The organism is Lentzea sp. NPDC102401 (assembly GCF_044765805.1).
Taxonomy (GTDB): domain Bacteria; phylum Actinomycetota; class Actinomycetes; order Mycobacteriales; family Pseudonocardiaceae; genus Lentzea; species Lentzea sokolovensis.
Genome location: NZ_JBIWKS010000016.1, coordinates 127696 through 146673 on the forward strand (window position 1 = coordinate 127696; position 18978 = coordinate 146673).

General features: G+C 69.4%; 13 protein-coding genes. 8 read left to right on the forward strand and 5 right to left on the reverse strand.

The genetic code is table 11. The features are described from left to right. Window positions 1-93 precede the first annotated feature (93 nt). Both ACIRG5_RS40840 and ACIRG5_RS40845 read left to right on the forward strand, forming a co-directional pair. A complete protein-coding gene (locus ACIRG5_RS40840; protein WP_402915443.1) occupies window positions 94-1893 on the forward strand; it encodes a Xaa-Pro dipeptidyl-peptidase in 1800 nt (599 codons plus the stop codon). Window positions 1894-2067: 174 nt separating this feature from the next. Continuing rightward, on the forward strand, window positions 2068-3108 hold the full coding sequence (locus ACIRG5_RS40845) for a DUF4192 domain-containing protein (RefSeq protein ID WP_402915446.1): 1041 nt from the start codon (window positions 2068-2070) through the stop codon (window positions 3106-3108). On the opposite strand, the gene ACIRG5_RS40850 is transcribed toward ACIRG5_RS40845, so the two are convergent. Genes ACIRG5_RS40850 through ACIRG5_RS40865 form a run of 4 tightly spaced genes read right to left on the reverse strand, consistent with a single transcriptional unit; the run spans window position 3078 to window position 7954 of the window. Continuing rightward, window positions 3078-5081: a prolyl oligopeptidase family serine peptidase gene (locus ACIRG5_RS40850; protein WP_402915448.1), complete on the reverse strand. Its 2004-nt coding sequence runs from the start codon at window positions 5079-5081 to the stop codon at window positions 3078-3080. The genes ACIRG5_RS40845 and ACIRG5_RS40850 overlap by 31 nt on opposite strands. Before the next feature lie 6 nt (window positions 5082-5087). Further along, window positions 5088-6050 carry a UDP-glucose 4-epimerase GalE gene (gene galE / locus ACIRG5_RS40855; RefSeq protein WP_330278037.1) on the reverse strand — a complete coding sequence of 321 codons (963 nt, stop codon included), beginning with the start codon at window positions 6048-6050 and terminating at the stop codon, window positions 5088-5090. Window positions 6051-6086: 36 nt separating this feature from the next. Beyond that, complete coding sequence (gene galK / locus ACIRG5_RS40860) at window positions 6087-7262, reverse strand: galactokinase (protein ID WP_402915450.1); 1176 nt, start codon at window positions 7260-7262, stop codon at window positions 6087-6089. Beyond that, on the reverse strand, window positions 7259-7954 hold the full coding sequence (locus ACIRG5_RS40865) for an iron dependent repressor, metal binding and dimerization domain protein (RefSeq protein WP_402915453.1): 696 nt from the start codon (window positions 7952-7954) through the stop codon (window positions 7259-7261). The genes galK and ACIRG5_RS40865 overlap by 4 nt, the downstream gene beginning before the upstream one ends. 78 nt (window positions 7955-8032) lie before the next feature. On the opposite strand from ACIRG5_RS40865, the gene ACIRG5_RS40870 reads away from it, so the two are divergent. Then, the gene (locus ACIRG5_RS40870; protein WP_402915455.1) at window positions 8033-8884 is read left to right on the forward strand and encodes a sulfurtransferase; all 852 of its coding nucleotides are present in this window, start codon (window positions 8033-8035) and stop codon (window positions 8882-8884) included. A 15-nt stretch (window positions 8885-8899) separates the two neighbouring features. Here ACIRG5_RS40870 and ACIRG5_RS40875 read toward each other — a convergent pair whose 3' ends face one another. Continuing rightward, window positions 8900-9502 carry a hypothetical protein gene (locus ACIRG5_RS40875; RefSeq protein ID WP_402915457.1) on the reverse strand — a complete coding sequence of 201 codons (603 nt, stop codon included), beginning with the start codon at window positions 9500-9502 and terminating at the stop codon, window positions 8900-8902. A 102-nt stretch (window positions 9503-9604) separates the two neighbouring features. Between ACIRG5_RS40875 and ACIRG5_RS40880 the strand changes: the two genes are divergently transcribed. The 5 genes from ACIRG5_RS40880 (at window position 9605) to ACIRG5_RS40900 (ending at window position 18849) form a co-directional block, all read left to right on the forward strand. Next, window positions 9605-10777, forward strand: a complete 1173-nt coding sequence (locus tag ACIRG5_RS40880; RefSeq protein WP_402915460.1) for an acetoin utilization protein AcuC — start codon at window positions 9605-9607, stop codon at window positions 10775-10777. Window positions 10778-10783: 6 nt separating this feature from the next. Continuing rightward, window positions 10784-13429, forward strand: a complete 2646-nt coding sequence (locus ACIRG5_RS40885) for a GNAT family N-acetyltransferase (protein WP_402915463.1) — start codon at window positions 10784-10786, stop codon at window positions 13427-13429. Window positions 13430-13614: 185 nt separating this feature from the next. After that, window positions 13615-14448: a glutamate ABC transporter substrate-binding protein gene (locus ACIRG5_RS40890; RefSeq protein ID WP_402915466.1), complete on the forward strand. Its 834-nt coding sequence runs from the start codon at window positions 13615-13617 to the stop codon at window positions 14446-14448. Window positions 14449-14479: 31 nt separating this feature from the next. Then, window positions 14480-15247, forward strand: a complete 768-nt coding sequence (locus ACIRG5_RS40895; RefSeq protein ID WP_402915468.1) for a GntR family transcriptional regulator — start codon at window positions 14480-14482, stop codon at window positions 15245-15247. A gap of 50 nt (window positions 15248-15297) precedes the next feature. Next, window positions 15298-18849, forward strand: coding sequence for a hypothetical protein (locus tag ACIRG5_RS40900; RefSeq protein WP_402915470.1), 3552 nt, complete (start codon window positions 15298-15300; stop codon window positions 18847-18849). The last annotated feature ends 129 nt before the right edge of the window (window positions 18850-18978 follow it).

Sequence of the window (18978 nt, forward strand, 5' to 3'; positions counted from 1 at the left end):
GGTCAAGGGCCGTTCGACGGGTGACATGTCTTGCAGTCAAAGGAGAGGGTGCAGGCGAATCCCTGTCTCTGGCTTCCGCATTGGGGGTGCCTCGTGAGGGGCGCACGAAGAGTTGCACTGCTGACAGCGGTGCTGGTTCTGCCATTCCTGCCCGTGACGGCCCAAGCCGCCGAAGGGCCGGTGTTTTCCGACGGCGAGGCGCAACCCGTCTTCGATCCGAAGGACGTGGTGAAGGAGAGCCTCTGGGTCCGGGCGCCGGTCGACAGCGACCGCGACGGCAAGGACGACGAGGTCTACACCGAGGTCGTCCGGCCACGTGCCACCGAACGCGGCCTCAAAGTCCCCGTCGTCTACATGGTCAGCCCGTACTTCTCGGGCGGCAACGACGTCGCCAACCACAACGTCGACGTCGAGCTGTACGTGCCCGACAAACGCGACGGCCGGTTGCTGAAGTCCTCCTCCGACGAACGCATCACCGCCGCCCTCGGCCCGAACCCGATCACTTCGGGTCGTTACGAGGCCTACTTCATCGCACGCGGTTACGCCGTCGTCTACGCCGAATCGCTCGGCACCGGCAAGTCGACGGGCTGTCCGACGACGGGCGACGTCAACGAGACGATCGGCGCGCGTGTCGTCGTCGACTGGCTCAACGGCCGTGCGACCGCACGCACCGCCACGGGCGAGGCCATCAAGGCGACCTGGTCGACCGGTAAGACCGGCATGATGGGCGTCTCCTACAACGGAACGCTGCCCAACGCCGTCGCCTCCACCGGCGTGCGCGGTCTCGAAGCCATCGTGCCGATCGCCGCGATCTCCAGCTGGTACGACTACTACCGCGCGGACGGCGCCGTCGTCGCACCCGGCACGTTCCAGGGTGAGGACGCCGACGTGCTCGCCGAGTACGTCTACACGCGCGCGGACCGGGAGATCTGCAAGCCGATCATCGCCGAGATCGCGAAAGACCAGGACCGCGTCACCGGCGACTACAGCCGGTTCTGGGACAAGCGGAACTACCTGAACGACGTCCGCAAGGTCCACGCGGCGGTGCTGGCGGTGCACGGGCTCAACGACTGGAACGTCAAGATGACGCACGTCGAGCAGTGGTACTCGGCGCTGAAGAAGGTCGGTGTGCCGCACAAGATCTGGCTGCACCAGTCCGGGCACACCGATCCCGACACACTGCGTTCTGTCGAGTGGCGGCGCACGCTGAACCGCTGGTTCACCCAGTACCTCTGGGGTCACCGCAACGGTATCGACAAGGAGCCGAAGGCGACGCTGCAGCGCGAGGACAAGACGTGGACCGACGAGAAGGACTGGCCGGCTCCCGGCACGTCCGACGTGAAGCTGCGGCTGTCCGCGGGCGGATCCACCAAGGGCGGCCTCGGGATTCTGCCCGGCCGCGGCGTCGAGAAGCTCACCGACGACGCGACGAAGACGGCTGAGTCGCTGATCGACCTGGCGACCTCGCCGAACCGGCTCTCCTACACCTCGGAGGCGGCCAAGAAGCCGCTGCGGTTGTCGGGCAAGTCGACGGCGAACCTGCGGGTTGCCTTCGATCGGCCCGCGGCCAACGTGACGACGCTGCTCGTCGACCGCGCGCCGGACGGCAGGTCGCACGTCATCACGCGCGGCTCGACCGACCCGCAGAACAGGGAACGGCCGGACCGGACGTCGCCCATCAAGCCCGGCAAGTTCTACGACGTCGAGGTGCCGATCGTGCCGGACGACTACGTCCTGCAGACCGGTCACCGGCTCGAGTTCGTCGTGATCTCCAGCGACTACGACTACACGCTGCGCCCGCAACCGGGTGCAGGCCTGTCGCTGGACCTCACCCGGACGTCGGTGGAACTGCCCGTCGTCGGCGGCTGGCGCACCGTGTTCCAGACGTTCTGATGTGATGCCGCGCTTCGGCCTCCCGAGGCCGAAGCGCGGCAACCTAGCACCCACCCCCGACAAAACCCCGCTCCCGGGCACCCCAAGATCTCAACCTGTCCACAACCGCCGAGTTGTCCACAACCTTGAGGCCGACCCGGCTCACCACCCGGCCCCACCCTCCACAGTGGGCCCATGCCCTCAGCCCTCTCGAAGCCGATCCGCGTCCGCGAAGCCGGCGATCTCTACGCCGCGATCCCGCACCTGATGGGGTTCCACCCGGCCGACTCGCTCGTCGTGCTGGTGATGAAAGACCATCTGATCAGTATGACCATGCGCGTCGACCTCCCTCGTCCGCGACATAGAGGCCTTCTCGCGGCCCAGCTGGAAGGTCCGCTGCAGGAACAAGGCGCGACGGAAGTGATCCTCGTGGTCGTGTGCCCGCCATCTGAGCACATGCCCGAAGAACTGCCGCACGAGCCGCTGGTCACCACGCTCAAACTCGAGCTCGGTGGCGTGGGCATCGAAGTCGTCGAGGCGGTGTGGCTGCCGTCCTGCCAGAAGGACGCGCGATGGCTCTGCTATCTCGACATCGACTGCCACGGGACACTGCCTGATCCCCAGCTGTCCGCCATGGCCGCCGCGTCGGCACACGAAGGCAACGTGACGTTCGAGTCGCGTGCCGCCATGGCCGCGATCGCCGCCCTGGATCCACCCGAAGCGCTGGAACGCCGATCCACGTTGCTCGACGAGCTCGTGACGACCTCGTACGACCCTGACCCGAGGCCCGAGCTGCGCCGGGTGAGCGACGCCATCGACGCCGTGGAGCACCGCAAAGGATCACTGCCGGACAAGGAGATCGTCGCTCTGGCGAGGGCGTTGTCGGTGCCTGAGGTGCGCGACGCGAGCATGGGGTTCGCGGCGCAGCCCAGGTCCCGGCTGGCTGAACGCCTGTGGCTCGAGCTCACCAGGGCCAGCCCGGCGCCAGAACGAGCGGAGCCCGCCTGCCTGCTCGCGTTCTACGCCTACCAGCGTGGCGACGGCGGGATCGCGTCCATCGCGCTCGACGCGGCCGAGGAGGCCTGCCCCGGCCATGCGCTGAGCAAGCTCATCCGCGCCGCCGTCAGCGCCGCGTTCCCGCCGTCGGAGATGCGGGCGCTGTCCGCCAAGTACCTGGACAGCGCCCGTGAGCTGCTCGCCGGAGCTCAGAGCAGTTCGGGTCGCTCCCAGTCCTGATCCAGGACGTGCTCGGCCAGGAACGCCCACACCGTCTCGTACCAGACCCGAGAGTTCCCGGGGGTGAGGATCCAGTGGTTTTCGGTTGGGTAGTAAAGGTATTTCGCGGTGACCCCGTGTCGGACGAGGTCGAAGTACAGGCGATGCCCCTCACCGATGGGAACCCGGTAGTCCTTGTCCCCGTGGATGACGAGCATCGGGGTCTTGATGTCGGCCACCCGCAGGTGCGGGGAGTTGGCCAGGATCCGCTCCGGCTGGGTGAGGGGATCGCCCATCTCCCGCATCCAGAAATAGGAGCTGTCGGTGCCGCCGGAGAAGGCGTCGAGGTGCCACAGGGACGCGTGGGTGACGATCGCGCGGAACCGGTCGGTCTGGGTGGCGATCCAGTTGGCCATGTAGCCGCCGAACGACCCGCCCATCGCGGCGGTCCGGGAGGCGTCGATGTCGGCTCGCTCGACGGCGACGTCCGTGATGGCCATGAGGTCGGTGTAGGGCTCGGCGCCCCAGCGGCCCCAGCCGGCCTTGATGAAGTCCGGCCCGTACCCGGTCGACAGGGCGGGGTCGGGCAGCAGGATGGCGTAGCCGCGCGCGGCCATCAGCCACGGGTTCCAGCGCCAGGTCCAGCCGTTCCAGCTCATGACCGGACCGCCGTGGACCCACAGGACCAGCGGCGCGGGCGAATCGGCGGAAGCGCCTTCCGGCAGCACCAGCCAGGAACGGACGGTCCTGCCGTCGGCGACGACCGTGGAGATCTCGGTGAGGGTGCCGGGCACGGAACCGAGGGCGCCGGGCGCACGCAGCCGTTCCGGATCCTGGTCGGCTCCGCTGGCGGCGAACCGCACGGGCTGCGGCGGATGGTCGACCGAGTTGCGCAGCGCGTACAGCGTCTTGCTGTCCGGGCTCACGACCAGATCGCTGTAGTAACCGGAGACCGTCGGCTTCGTGATCTCGCCGCTCGCCAGGTCGAGCCGCCACAGCGGCTGGTGCCCGAGATGGCTCGCGGTGAAGAAGACCGCAGACCCGTCCGGGCTCACCACCGGGTGGTCCGGCTCCTCCTGGAAGTCGGGCGCCAGTGGCGTGATCGAGTTGTCCGCCAGGTCGATGCGCACCAGGTCGCGCCGGTATGGGGAGTCTGGAGTGGACTCACGGAACCGGATCGCGATCACGGCGGCGGAGTCCGGCGTGAACGTGGGGCCGTGGAAGGAGAAACCGTCCTCGGAGGCGATGACCTGGGACGCGCCACCGTTCGTGGCCACGACCCGGAGTTCGATCCTGCGGCCGTAGGCGGCGCTGACGTCCACAGCGTGGCCGTGAACGGCCCACTTCCCGTCTGGGCTGAGCGCGACGTCCTCGTCGCTGAGCCGGCTTTCGGAGTCTTCGCTGAGGGTGGTGACCTTCTCGGCGCTGACGTCCGCGACCGGAGCAGCGAACAGTCGCGGGTAGGCGGGACCGAGGTCCGCGTCCCAGTACCTGATCGGGTACGACTCGTGCAGGATCGCTGTCACGCCGGCGTCCTCGCGGGCCTTGCGCTTGGCGTTGTCGCCGTCGCCGAACTCCGTGAAGCGGTACGCCGACGACGTGAACAGCACCGTCTCGCCGGCGGCGCGCACCTGACCGACTCCGCCACCGGGTCGCAACACCTCGGCGGCCTCACCGCGGACCGGAAGCCGCCACAGCGCCTTCTTGTCCTTGGCCTCGCCCGGCTTCGCGAGCGGGTCCGGGCGGGCCGACAGGAACAGCAGCGATCCGTCGGGCGCGAACACGGGGGAGGAGTCGCCCTTGGCGGAGCGGGTGAGCCGGACGGCTTCCCGCTCCCCGGTGGGATCGACCTCCCAGAGAGCGCCCTGCCACGTCTTGCCGTCCGCGGCGAGCGTGGACACGACCGTGACGAGCCGGGTGCCGTCCGGGGACAGCGCGAGCGACGCGAGCCGCGGGGTGGCGTTGTAGCTCTCGAAGGAGGCGAAGTCGGTCATCCCGGCTCAGGCCTCGTGACGGGCGCGGGTGAACTCCCACGCGTCGCGGACGATGCCGGTGATGTCCGCGCGCTCGGGCTTCCAGCCGAGGTCGGTGCGGGCCCGCTCGGCGGAGGCGACGAGGACGGCAGGGTCGCCGGCGCGCCGGGGAGCGACGACGGCGGGGATCGGATGGCCGGTGACCTCGCGACAGGTGTCGATGACCTGCTTGACCGAGAAGCCGGTGCCGTTGCCGAGGTTGTAGATCCGGTGCTCGCCGGCGGTGGCGTGCTCGAGCGCGAGGAGGTGGGCGTCCGCGAGGTCCGTGACGTGGATGTAGTCACGGACGCAGGTGCCGTCCTCGGTGGGCCAGTCCTCGCCGTAGATCGAGATGTGCTCACGCTGCCCAAGTGCGACCTGGAGCACGAGCGGGATCAGGTGGGTCTCGGTCGCGTGCCGCTCGCCGATGCTGCCGTAGGCGCCGGCGACGTTGAAGTACCGAAGGCTCGTCGCCGCCAGGCCGTGCGCGGCCGCGTACGACGTGATCGCGTGGTCGATGGCCAGCTTGGTGGCGCCGTAGGTGTTGGTGGGCGCGGTGGGCGCGGTCTCGGGGATCGGCACCTCCCGCGGCTCGCCGTACGTCGCGGCAGTCGAGGAGAAGACGAGCTTCGGCGTGCCGTGATCCTTCATCGCGTCGAGCAGACGAATCGCCGTCAGGACGTTGCCCGTCCAATACTTGCCGGGGTCCTGCATGGACTCGCCGACGAGGGACTTCGCCGCGAAGTGCAGAACTCCGTCGAACCCTTCCGCGAGGACATCGCCGATCACCTCGGCGATGTCGCCCTTGATGAAGCGCGCTCCCGCGGGGACGGCGTCCTCGTGGCCGGTCGAGAGGTCGTCGAGGACGACCACCTCGTGTCCGGCTTCGAGCAGCCTGGCGGCGCACACGCTGCCGACGTATCCGGCCCCGCCCGTGACGAGCAGCTTCACCACAGTCCTCGCATTCCTGGTCAAGATCGTTCTTGGCTACCGGTCCCTGCCCGCGCCCGCGGACGGAACCGCCGTGAAGAGCCTCGGCCGCGTGAGCGAGCGCGAGGCGAAGCCGGCGAGCACGGACCGCTCGACCTCGTCGTGCCGTTCGACAGGCACGAGGGCGATGGCCGAGCCACCGAAACCGCCGCCGACCATCCGGGCGCCCAGTGCGCCGGCCGCCATCGCGGAGTCGACGGCGACGTCGAGCTCGAGGCACGAGACCCGGTAGTCGTCCCGGAGGCTCGCGTGGGAGCCCGAGAGGAGAGGGCCGACGTCGGCGAGCCTGCCGTTGCGGAGCAGTTCGACGGTGCGCAGGACCCTGTCGTTCTCGGTCACGACGTGCCGCACCAGCGGACGCAGCTCTTCGGGCAGCCGGACGAGCGTCTGGTCGAGCTCGGCGATGTCGACATCGCGCAGCGCGGGGACACCGAGGATGCCGGCCGCGCGCTCACAGCCTGCCCGCCGGGCGCCGTAGCCACCGTCGACGAGGGCGTGGCTGGCGCGCGTGTCGATGACGAGAACTTCGAGCCCGCTGGCAGCCGCGTCGAACGCGACCTGCTCAGGCTTGCCGGAGCGCACGTCGTAAAACAGGGCGTGCGCTTCGATGCAGCACAGCGATGCCGTCTGGTCGAGGATGCCGGTCGGCGCGCCCACGAAGTCGTTCTCGGAGCGCTGCACCCAGCGCGCGATGTCCGCCCGCTCGGCGTCGACGCCGGCGAGGCCGAGCAGCGCGAGCGCGACAGCGCATTCCAGAGCGTGCGAGGAGGAGAGACCGGCCCCCGCGGGCACGTCGCCCGCGATGACGAGGTCCGCCCCACCGGTGACGGCGATCCCCTGCTCGCGCAGGGCCCAGGCGACGCCACCGGGGTACGCGGCCCACCCCTTGACGGTGCCGGGGACTAGGTCGGCGACCACGACCGGGTCCGCCTCCTGCAGCCCGCCGTCGTCGCCCATCGTGCTGACGGTCATGACGCCGTCGGCACGGGGCGACGCCGCCACCGCTATGCGGTGCGGCAACGCGAACGGCAGTACGTAGCCATCGTTGTAGTCGGTGTGCTCGCCGATGAGGTTGACGCGGCCTGGGGCCGACCAGACCCCGTCGGGCGCGCGTCCGTGCAGGCGCTGGAACGCCTCGGCCGCCTTCTCAGCCGGTGTCGTCGCCTGGGTCACCGGGCGAGCACCATGACGGCGTGGGCGACCGCGGGGTCGAGCTCTGCCGTGGTGCCGTTGCCGCCGCGCACCTGGATGACCTTGGCGCCAGCCAGCGCCTCGACCTCCACGGTGCCGCCCGGCACGACGCCGGCGCCCTTCAACTCGGCCATGAGGTCCGGGTCGAGCTGGACGTGCTCGGCGATGCGGCGCACCTCGACGCGACCCCCGCCGCGGCGGGCCACCTCGTCCACGCGCACCAGGTCCGCCTCGGCGGGCGGGGCGGGTTCGCCGTCGCCCAGCTTGTCGAGGCCGGGGATCGGGTTGCCGTAGGGCGAGGTGGTGGGGTTGCCGAGGAGCTTGATGAGCTTGCGCTCGACCGCCTCGCTCATCACGTGCTCCCAGCGGCATGCCTCGCTGTGCACGTGCTCCCATTCGAGCCCGATGATGTCCACGAGGAGGCGCTCGGCCAGCCGGTGCTTGCGCATGACGGCGATCGCGAGGTTGCGACCCTGCTCGGTGAGCTCGAGGTGGCGGTCCTCCGCCACGATGACCAAGCCGTCTCGTTCCATGCGGCCGACGGTCTGGCTCACCGTCGGTCCACTTTGGCCGAGGCGCTCGGCGATGCGGGCGCGCAGAGGCACCACGCCCTCTTCTTCGAGCTCGTAGATCGTGCGGAGATACATCTCCGTGGTGTCGATGAGGTCGTTCACACCCGCTCCCCTTCGTATGGTGTCAATGGTAGTCGTGCCGGGGGACACAGGTGTCCGCGCGGGTGCAGGATGTGAGCCGTGCATCCCTTGATCACTCCTGAGGCCCTCGCCGATGCGCTGAGTGCGCGTTCGGCCACCGTCGTGCTGGACGTCCGGTGGCGTCTCGGCGGACCACCCGGACGCCAAGACTACGAGGTCAGCCACGTGCCTGGCGCGGTGTACGTGGATCTGGACACCGAGCTGTCCGCTCCGCCCGGGATCGGGGGCCGTCATCCGTTGCCGGATCCGCAGCGGTTGCAGGACGTGCTGCGCGGCGCGGGCGTGCGCGAGGGTGCTCGGGTCGTGGCGTACGACGGTGGGGACGGGTCGGTCGCCGCGCGGGTGTGGTGGCTGCTGAGGTGGGCCGGGTTCGGTGAGGTCGCGGTGCTGGACGGCGGGTTCGCCGCGTGGGAGGCCGCCGGGCTGCCGGTGACCGCGGACGTGCCGGCCACCCTGACCGGTGATGACGCTGGTGACGTGGTGGTGCGGCCTGGGCAGATGCCCGTGCTGGACGCGGACGAGGCCGCGGCGCTCGCTCAGGAGGGTGTGCTGCTCGACGCGCGGGCGGCTGCTCGGTATCGCGGGGAGACCGAGCCGGTGGATCCCAAGGCCGGGCACGTTCCGGGGGCGCTCAACGCGCCGACGACCGGGCATGTCGGAGCGGACGGGCGGTGGCTCGGGCCGGAGGAGCTGGCCGCGCGGTTCGCCGGGCTCGGGGTGTCGGGTGGCGTGGCTGTCGGCGCGTACTGCGGGTCGGGCGTCACCGCCTCGTCCGTGGTGCTCGCGCTGGAGGTCGCGGGGATCACGTCGGCCGAGAAGCCGGCGGCGTTGTACGCCGGGTCGTGGTCCAACTGGTGTGCGTTGGACCGGGAGGTCGCGACCGGCGGCTGATGTCGCCCGCCTGAGTTAGGCGCTGGGGATGCGGTTGAAGCCCTCGGTGGCGAGTTTGAGGGCCGCGGCGCAGGTGTCCAGTTCCTCGATCGCCAGGACGCTCACCGAGAAGGCCGAGGTGATGGCGTTCGGGTCGTCGGTCAGCATGACGGTGACCTGGCAGTCCTCCTTGGAGGCGCTGACCTGCCATGCCGTGTTGCCGCCGATCTCGATCTGCTTCTTCTCGCCTTCCTGGTCCGCCACCTCGGGGACCGTGACCATCTGGGTGATGACGGTGGACGGGCCGGTGGTGGTGTGGATGCAGCCGCCGTCGGCCGAGGACTTGCCGCCGGTGGCGGCTTCGATGTCCGAGGCCTTGAGGACGCCGCAGGTTTCCAGGCCAGTGGTCTTCTTCCTGGTGGTGATCTTCACGTCGCCCTGTTTCGGGGCGGTGGGGTCCGCCGGCTTGGAGGCCGGGGTGCTGGCGGGTGGTTTCTTCGTGGTCGTGGTGGGGTCGGCGGGTTCCTGGACCGCGTTCGGGTCGGCTGCCGCTGAGCCCTTGACCTGTTCGGCGCAGCCCGTGACGGCGGCGAGGGCCAGGCCCAGTGCGAGGAGGACGGCCGCTGGTCGCAGGTGCATGTCGCCTCTGACCCCTGTTCGGTGAGATCGGTTCCGGCGAGGTGCGCCAGAAAGGAGCGCTGGGAGGGCGCGCCGGAAAGTGGCGACTGTAGGTTGCTGGGCATGGGTAAGCCAGCCGCGGTTGTCTGGGACAGGTCCTTCCTCGGGTACGACCTCGGTGGCGACCATCCCCTGAATCCGGTTCGGCTCGACCTGACCGTCCGGCTCGCCACGGCGCTCGGCGTGCTGGACGGCGTTGAGTTGAGGGTTCCTGAGCCGGCCGGCGACGAAGAGATCGAGCTGGTGCACAAGCCCGGCTATTTGAGTGCCGTGCAGGCGGCGCCCACGGCCGGGTGGGATGTCGGGCACGGGCTGGGGACGCCGGACAATCCCGTGTTCGAGCGGATGCACGAGGCTTCGGCGCTGGTCGTGGGCGGGTCGCTGGTGGCGGCTCGGGCCATCGCGTCAGGTGAGGTGGACCGGGCGGTCAACATCGCGGGTGGGTTGCACCACGCGATGCCGGACAGCGCGGCCGGGTTCTGCGTTTACAACGACTGCGCGGTGGCCATCGAGTGGCTGTTGCGCAGCGGGGTGGAACGCATCGCCTACGTCGATGTCGACGTGCATCACGGGGACGGGGTGCAGACGGCGTTCTGGAACGACCCGCGGGTGCTGACGATCTCGTTGCACCAGCATCCGATGAGCCTGTGGCCCGGTACCGGGTGGGCCGGTGAGGTCGGTGGCGCCGGTGCCGAGGGGAGTGCGGTCAACGTGCCGTTGCCCGCGGGGACGCGGGACGGCAGCTGGATGCGGGCGTTCCACGCGACGGTGCCCTCGTTGTTGCGGGCGTTCCGGCCGCAGGTGCTCGTGACGCAGTGCGGTGTCGACACGCACAAGGAGGATCCGCTCGCGGACCTGTCGTTGAGCGTGGACGGGCATCGGGCGATCTACCAGGCGTTCCGGGACCTCGTGAACGAGCACGGGTACAAGTGGCTCGCGCTCGGAGGTGGCGGGTACGAGCTGCTCAGGGTGGTGCCGCGGTCGTGGACGCACCTGCTGGCGACTGTCCTGGACCGCGACGTCGACCCGAACCGGCCGTTGCCGGCGGACTGGATCGCGCACGCGACACGGATCGCGCCCGAGTGGCCTTTGCCTGCGTCGATGACGGATGGATGCGACCCTGGGCACCAGCCGTGGGGTGGGGACGCGGAGGAGCCGGTGGACAAGGCGATCCGCGAGACCCGTCGCGCTGTGTTCCCCTTGCACGGACTTGATCCCGACGACCCCAGGGACTGAAGCCACGTGGGCTCCGAAAACGGGCACAGAGATCCGTTCGACTTCCCGCGGCGCTGGGAGGCGGACGTCGTCCTCAGCGACGGCGGCACCGTCCACCTGCGACCGATCACGCCCGACGACGGCGAGAAGCTGCGGGAGTTCCACGGCCGGCTGTCCGAACGGACGCGGTACTTCCGCTACTTCGGGCCGTACCCGCGGATCCCGCAGCGGGACCTCGACCGATTCAGCACCGTCGACCACCACGACCGCGTCGCGCTCATCGCGCTCCTGGGCGACGACATCGTCGCCGTCGGGAGGTTCGACCGGCTGCACGGTGAGGGCCATCGGGGAGACAGCGCCGAGGTGGCGTTCGTCGTCGAGGACGGTCACCAGGGGCGCGGGCTGGGCAGCATCCTGCTCGAACACCTCGCCGCCGCGGCCAGGGAGGTCGGGCTGGAGCGGTTCGAGGCCGAGGTGCTCGCCGAGAACGGGCAGATGGTCCGGGTGTTCCGCGACGCCGGCTACCAGGTCAGCAGGGCGTTCGAGGAGGGCGTGCTGCACCTGGAGTTCGCGATCGACCCCACCGACGAGTCCGTCGCCGTCGCCAGGGCCCGCGAGCAGGCCGCCGAGGCCCGCAGCGTGCACAACCTGCTGCACCCGCGCAGCGTCGCGGTCATCGGCGCGTCCACCGACCCGACCAAGATCGGGCACGCGGTCCTCAAAAACCTCCTCGAAGCCGACTTCAACGGGCCCGTCTACCCCGTCAACGCCGAGCATCGCGCCGTGCGGGGCGTCCGGGCCTATCCGACCGTGCTCGACATCCCTGGCGACGTTGACCTCGCCGTTGTCGCAGTCCCCGCGGCCAGCGTCGACGAGGTCATGGACGGATGCCTCGCCAAGGGCGTGAAGGCGCTCGTCGTCGTCAGTTCGGGCTACGGTGAGACGGGGCCTGACGGGCTGTCTGCCGAACGCAGGCTCGCGGCGGAGGCGAGAGCGCACGGCATGCGTGTCGTCGGCCCCAACGCGCTCGGCGTGATCAACCTCGACCCGAAGGTCCGCCTCAACGCGAGCCTCGCCCCGAAGCTGCCGGCACGGGGCCGCGCGGGCTTCTTCTGCCAGTCCGGTGCCCTCGGCACGGCCATCCTCGCCAACGCCGCGGGCTGGGGCCTCGGCCTGTCCACGTTCGTCTCGGCCGGCAACCGCGCCGACGTCTCCGGCAACGACCTGCTGCAGTACTGGGAGACCGACCCCGCCACCGACGTCGTCCTGCTCTACCTGGAGTCGTTCGGCAACCCGCGCAAGTTCGCGAGGCTCGCCCGCCGGCTCGGCCGCACCAAGCCCATCGTCGCGGTGAAGTCCGGCCGGCACGCCGTCGTCCCCGGCCTCGCCGCCACCGCCGCGAAGGTCGACGAGTCGAGCGTCCAGGCCCTGTTCGAGCAGGCCGGCGTGATCCGGGTCGACTCGCTGGCCCAGCTGTTCGACACCGCGCTCCTGCTGGCCCACCAGCCGCTGCCCAAGGGCAAGCGCGTCGCCGTCGTCGGCAACTCCACCGCGATCGGCCTGCTCGCCGCCGACACGTTGCTCGCCCAGGACCTCGAACTCGCGGGCGACCCCATCGACGTTGGTGCCCAGGCCACCCCCGAGGAGTTCGCGAAGGCGGTCAAGGAGGCCCTGGACCGCGCCGACACCGACGCGCTCGTCGTCGTGTTCGTGCCGCCGATCGCGGTCCCCGGCGCCGCCTATGCGCGTGCGATCAAGGAGTCCGCGCACCGCACGAAGCCGATCGTCTCCACGTTCCTGGCGGTCGAGGGCATTCCCGACGAGCTCAAGATGCCCGGCAAGGGGTCGATCCCCAGCTACGCCAGTCCCGAACGCGCGGTGCTCTCCCTGGCCCGCGCCGTCCGCTACGCGCGCTGGCGCGCCGCGCCGCAGGGCAACTTCGTGCGTCCAGAAGGCATCGACGCCGACAAGGCACGATCCATTGTGGACAACCCGCAGAGCGAAGTCCGTCTCGACGACCGCAAAGCCGTCGAACTGCTGGAGTGCTACGGCATCGACGTCGTCCCGTTCCGCATCGCCCACAGCGCCGAGGAAGCCGTGCGGGCGGCCGACGAACTCGGCTACCCCGTCGCGATGAAGGCCACCAGCGAACGCCTGCGCCACCGCACGGATCTCGTCGGCGTCCGGCTCGACATCGCCCACGCCGAATCGGTCACGGGGGCCTACCAGGACCTCGCCGGACTCTCCGGCAAACCGGGCGTGTACGTGCAACGCATGGCGCCCAAGGGAGTCAGCTGCGTCCTGGGCCTGCAGGACGATCCGAGCTTCGGCACGCTGGTCTGGTTCGGACTGTCGGGTCTGGTCAGTGATCTCCTCGGCGACCGGGCCTACCGGGCGGTACCGCTCACCGACACCGACGCGGCGGAACTCGTTGCCGCACCGAAAGCAGCGCCGTTGCTGACCGGTTACCGCGGCGACGAACCCGCGGACCTGAAAGCACTTCAGGATTTGGTACTCCGTTTGGCCGCACTGGCCGAGGACCTTCCGGAGGTGCGCTCCCTGAAGCTCGAGCCCGTTCTTGCTTCTGCCGCAGGGGCTTTCGTGAGCAGCGCCCGCATCGTCATCGGCCCGCCTCCGTCCCTGCACGACGCCGGTCCGCGTCGCCTGCGCTGACTCCTGGGCCGGCTCCGAACTGATCTGTTACCGCACCGATTCGGTTGTTTCCATTCGCGTCGAGGTATGGACATGCGTCGGTTCGCCGCTTAGGTTTCCCGCATCGCCCAGCAGCGCCGAAGCAGGTGCGCAGGCGCATGCCCGTGGAATACCGATGTAGTGGATGACCGCTGTAAGAGGGACGAATGACGCCGAGAGCACTTCTCCGCCTGGTCGCGACAACATGCGCGGCCGTGCTCCTGCTCGCCTCGTGCGCGGGCGGCGGCGGGTCCGGTATGGCCAGCAAGGTCAGTGCGGACGACCGCATGGTCATCGCCGTGTCGTACGACCAGCCGGGACTGTCGATCCGCAGGCTCGACGGCAGCTACCGCGGGTTCGACGTCGACGTCGCCAAGTACATCGCGAACGAACTGGGCGTCAAAGAGGAGAACATCACCTGGAAGGAAGCGCAGCCCGGCAACCGGGAGACGCTGCTGACCAGCGGTGAGGCCGACATGGTCGTCTCCACCTACTCGATCACGGACAAGCGCAAGCAGATCGTCGACTTCGTCGGCCCGTACTTCGTCGCCGGCCAGGACCTGCTGGTGCGCATGAACGAGAACCGCATCGAGGGCCCGAAGTCGCTCAACGCCACCCTGCGCCTGTGCTCCACCGCCGGCTCGACCTCCGCCGAGTACGTCCGCGACCAGTTCGCGAAGGACGTGAAGATGGTCGAGTACGCCAAGTTCAGCGACTGCGTCACGGCGCTGCTCGCGGAGAACGTCGACGCCGTCACCACCGACGACGTGCTGCTCGCCGGCTACGCCGCCCAGAACCCCGAGCTCCTGCGGGTCGTCGGCGACCCGTTCAGCAAGGAGGAGTACGGCGTCGGCCTGCACCGCGACGACCCCGCCAGCAAGACGAAGGTCCAGGCCGCGATGCAGAAGATGATCGACACGGGTGCATGGCGCAAGTCGCTCGAGGTCAACATCGGATCTTCCGGCTACAAGATTCCCGACCCGCCGAAGCTGGCCCCCTGATCACACGGGGCGTCACGTAGGCTCACGCCACGTGAACCGCGTCCCGCCGCACCGCGCTGATCGACCCGTTCGCGCGGGCATTCCCGAACACGGCAGAGTCCCGCGCTACTACGCGGTCAAGGCCGAGCTGTTCGACCTCGTCGAGAACCTCGGCGAAGGCACCGTCCTGCCCTCCGAACGTGAACTCGCCGAACGGTTCTCCGTCTCGCGCGTCACGCTGCGGCAGGCCGTCAGCGAACTCGTGCTCGAAGGCAAGCTCATCCGCCGCCAGGGCAGCGGCACGTTCGTCGCGCCGCCCAAGCTCGTCCAGCCGTTGTCCCTGGTCAGCTACACCGAGGGCATGCGCCGTCAGGGCGTCGAGCCGAACCGCACGGTCATCACGGTCGAGGAGCTCGGCGCCGACGAGGGCCTGGCCCGCGACCTGTTGCTCGAACCCGGCGACCCGATCGTGCACCTCGAACGCGTCCTGCTCGCCGACGACGAGCGAATCGGCCTCGAGTCGACGTACCTGAGCCTCGGCCGCTTCCCGGACCTGCTGGAGAAGCTCGACCCCGCCGGTTCGCTCTACGCGTGCCTCACCGAACGGCTCGGCGTCCGTTTCGCCGAGGCCGAGGAACGCGTCGAAACGGTGCTCGCCACGCCCCGCGAGGCGTTGCTGATCGGCACGAACCCGGCGCTGCCCATGCTGTTGCTGCACCGCGTCTCCTACGACGTCGACGGCCACCCGATCGAACGCGCCCGCTCGCTCTACCGGGGTGATCGGTTCAGTTTCGTGGCCAGGCTGCACGCGGACCGCTAGCCGGTTCATTCGGAACGGAACAGGATCGGTCTCCGAGGCGTCTGAGGATCATGGCGCTGGAACCGGAGATCGGGCTCGTCGGCAGGGACGACATCACCGCGTTGGTGGAGTCCCTCGTGGAACGCCGCGCGAAACACCCCCTGCCGGTGATCGTCGCGTTCGGCCCCGGTGGCAGCGGCAAGACGTCGTTGCTCGACCACGTCCGCCGGCGTTACCGCGACGCGCCGACGGCGAAGATCGACCTCGACAAGGCCGGATCCCGTTCCTGCAAGGACATCCTCGACGTCGCCGCCGAGCAGCTGCGCTCCTACCGGCACGCCGAGTTCGGCCGCATGCGGTTGCCGCGCTACGACCTCGCCCGGCTCGCGCTGTACACGGAGCCCGCGGACGATCCGCACCACCGCGCCCGTGAGCTCGCCGCCAAGCAGATGACCCGGCTCGTCGCGGTGGCCGACGCCGCGGAGGTCGTCGAGATGCTGCCGCCCGCCCAGGGGCTGGGCAAAGTGTTGCGGCCGTTGCTGTTGTGGCTCATCGGGCTCGCGGTCGTCGCACCGCGGCCGTTGCGCTGGCTGCTGGGCGGGCCACGCGTCGCGAGTGCGTTGCGCTGGTTCGAGAACTACGTCGGCCAGGAACTGAAATCGGGACAGCGCCCGAAGTTCGACGCCGCACTCGTGCACACGTGGAGCCTCCACCGCTCCGGCGACGCGCTGGAGATCGACCGCCTGCTCGTCGCCGCCTTCCTCGCCGACATCACGGCCGCCTACCGGTTCCGCCGTTACCGCAGGATGAACAGCCTCCTGCTGCTCGACGGCGCCGACCTGCTCGACGGCATCGACTCCTACCTGCCCCCGAAACGGCCGCGGCCCGCCGCGCGGGCGACCGACTTCCTGAGCCTGCTCGCCGAGCGTCGCGCGAAAGAACCGAACGTGCCGCTGCTCGTGATCGCCACCAAGCAGTCCGCGCCCGCACTGGCCGACTCGGCGGTCTTCAAGCCCGTGCGCCTGGAGCCCTTCACGCTGGCGCAGACGCGGCAGTTCCTCGCCGAGTGGAACCGCACCCGCAACAGCACGGTCGAGTCCGAGGCGCTCGTGGAGGAGCTGCAGGAGGTCACGCACGGCCACCCGCTCGCGGTGCGGCTCGCCATCCAACTGGTGCAGTTCGTGTTCGCACGAGATCAGGTGCTGCCGTCGGTGCGGTCGGTGTTCGACGAACGGCTGCCGGTCGACGAGACCACGACGTTCCAGGACGCCACCGTCGGCGACTACCTGCTTCTCCGCTTCTTCCAACGCATTCCGGGCACCGAGGAGATGCCGGAACGCGAGGCGGCGCGCGAGATCTTCGCCCGTCTCGCCGCTCCGCGAGTGCTCGACCGGCACGTGATCCGCGCGCTGCTGCCACCGTCGTGGTCGGCCGAGAACATGCGCGCTCTGCTGGCGCAGCTCAGCTTCGTCGGCCAGGAGGGCGAGAACTTCGTCCTGCATCCGCTGTTGCGCGACCTTCTCGCGCGCAGACTCCGCGATGTCCCGGCGGACCAGCCGTTCTCGCACGCGAACGTCCACCGGTTGCTGAAGGACCGCTACGACAGCCTCGGGCAACGCGAGGACGCGCTCTACCACGCACTCGCGCTCGGCCAAGTCCACCTCGTCGCGCATCGCCTGCGCCCGCACGTCGACGAACGCAGCGACCGCTGGATCGCCGAGCTCGCCGCCATCGCCGAGGCCCCGATGCCGCCGGGCGAAGGCGAACCGGAGTTCGACGAAGAGCCGCGCGCATGGTGGGAGCGCCTGCGAACCGGTACGAAACGCAACCTGCATCGCCGTTACGACAGCGTGGTGCGCCCGGAGACGGGGCTGCTGGAGGACGCGGTCATCGCGACGTGGGAACTGCGTTCCCGCAGCCGGACCGTCCGCCCGACCGTCGAGATGTACGACCGGGTTCTGCGCACCCACCAGGAGCTCGACGGCGCCGAGGAACGCCTGACCGCCTACCGCACGACGAAACGCGCACTGGAGCACAACACGCCCGCGTCGCCGCCGGTGTCGTTGCCGCGCCCGTCCACGGTCGGCAGATTCCCGTATCCGCGGCGCTGGCCGGGACGCAACTCGGTGCGCCGCGTGACCGTCTACCTCGTCGTGGTGCTGCTTGTCCTGTACGGCGCGGCCTTCTACCTCCAGAACAGCACCAACTGCCTGCGCTACGGCGTTCTCGAACCCGCCGAGCTCGTCGCGGACCTCAGGGGCGAACACACGCGTCTGTCCAAAATGGATGGCGTTCAATGTGTTGGCCTGAGTGAGAAACCGGGCAGGTTCGCGTACGGCGACCCGGCCACGCAGAACAACGACGACGCCGAGGTGGAGGAGCTCGCGAAGCTCATCGCGGAGGAGAACGACCGTGCCACCAAAGTGAAGGACCGCAGCGTCGTCACGATCGTCGTCGCCACCATGCTCAGTTCGAGCGAGCGCGTGAAGCGGGACCTGTCCGCGGGCGTGAACGAACTGCGCGGCGCCTACCTCGCCCAGCGCGACTGGAACCAGCTCGACGGACTCGGCCGAAATCCGTTGGTGCGCCTGGTTCTCGCGAACTTCGGAGGCGAGTCAAAGTACGCGGAGGACGTCGCGAAGCAGATCCGCGACTACGCCGCACGGGACTCGTCGGTGATCGCCGTGACCGGTCTCGGGCAGAGCCGCGAGACCACCCAGTCGGCGCTCGCGGTGCTGGCCCCGTCGAAGGAACAGCCGACCGGCATCCCGATGGTCGGGTCGTCGTTGTCGTCGACGAACTTCAGCCAGAAGCCGTACTTCTTCCGCATCGCGCCGGGCAACGACCGTCAGGCGCAGGTCGCCGCCCGCATCATCGAACGCACCGAAGCGTTGCGCGGCCGCCCGTTGCACCTCGTGCGCAGCCCGGGAGACGAGTACAGCTCGGATCTCGCCGAGAAGTTCGAGGCCGTGCTGGGGCCCGAACGCCACGACTACGACGAGACCGCCAACACCGTCACCACCCAGCTGGGGCAGGTGGTGACGGACATCTGCGAGAAGGCTCCGAACCCGCTCATCCTTTACACGGGCCGCACCGCGGAGGTCGGCGGGCTGCTGACCGAACTCAGCCACAGCAACTGCACCGACCCGGTGGTGTTCGGCGGCGACGACCTGACCCAGCTCGAGACGACGAACTTCACGGATCTGGAAGACATCAAACGATTCGCCGACGGCCGGCTCTACTTCACGACGTTCGCGTGGACGCCGGGCCGCGAGCCGATTCCCCAGCCAACGCAACAGTTCTTCACCACGTACGAGGCCGCCCAGAAGAAGCACGCCAGAAGGGCATTCCTTTCGGGCCCCAACGGACACGTTCTGCTCGCCTATGACGCCGTCAGCGTTGTCGCGCGGCAGACGTCCGTTGGTGCGTCACGAGAAGACCTCTACGAAAGGCTGCGCACTTTGCGTGACTTCCCAGGCGCGTCCGGGAGGCTGACGTTCGACCGGACCGGTGCGAGCGGCACGTCCGGCGCCGACCCGGCCGACAAGCTGGTCGTGGGCCAGATCGTCAAGCTGGACAACGGTTTCCTGGTGTCCCGCTATGTGTCGCACGAAGGAACATGACCATCAGGTGAAGTGACTGCGGGTCACCGCACCCCCGTGCGGGTGCAGGAAAGATACCGCCCGTTCGCACTCGTTTCCCGCTCAAGTCGCGGAGGTACTGTTGACGCTACGAACTTCAGGCGTCCGCAA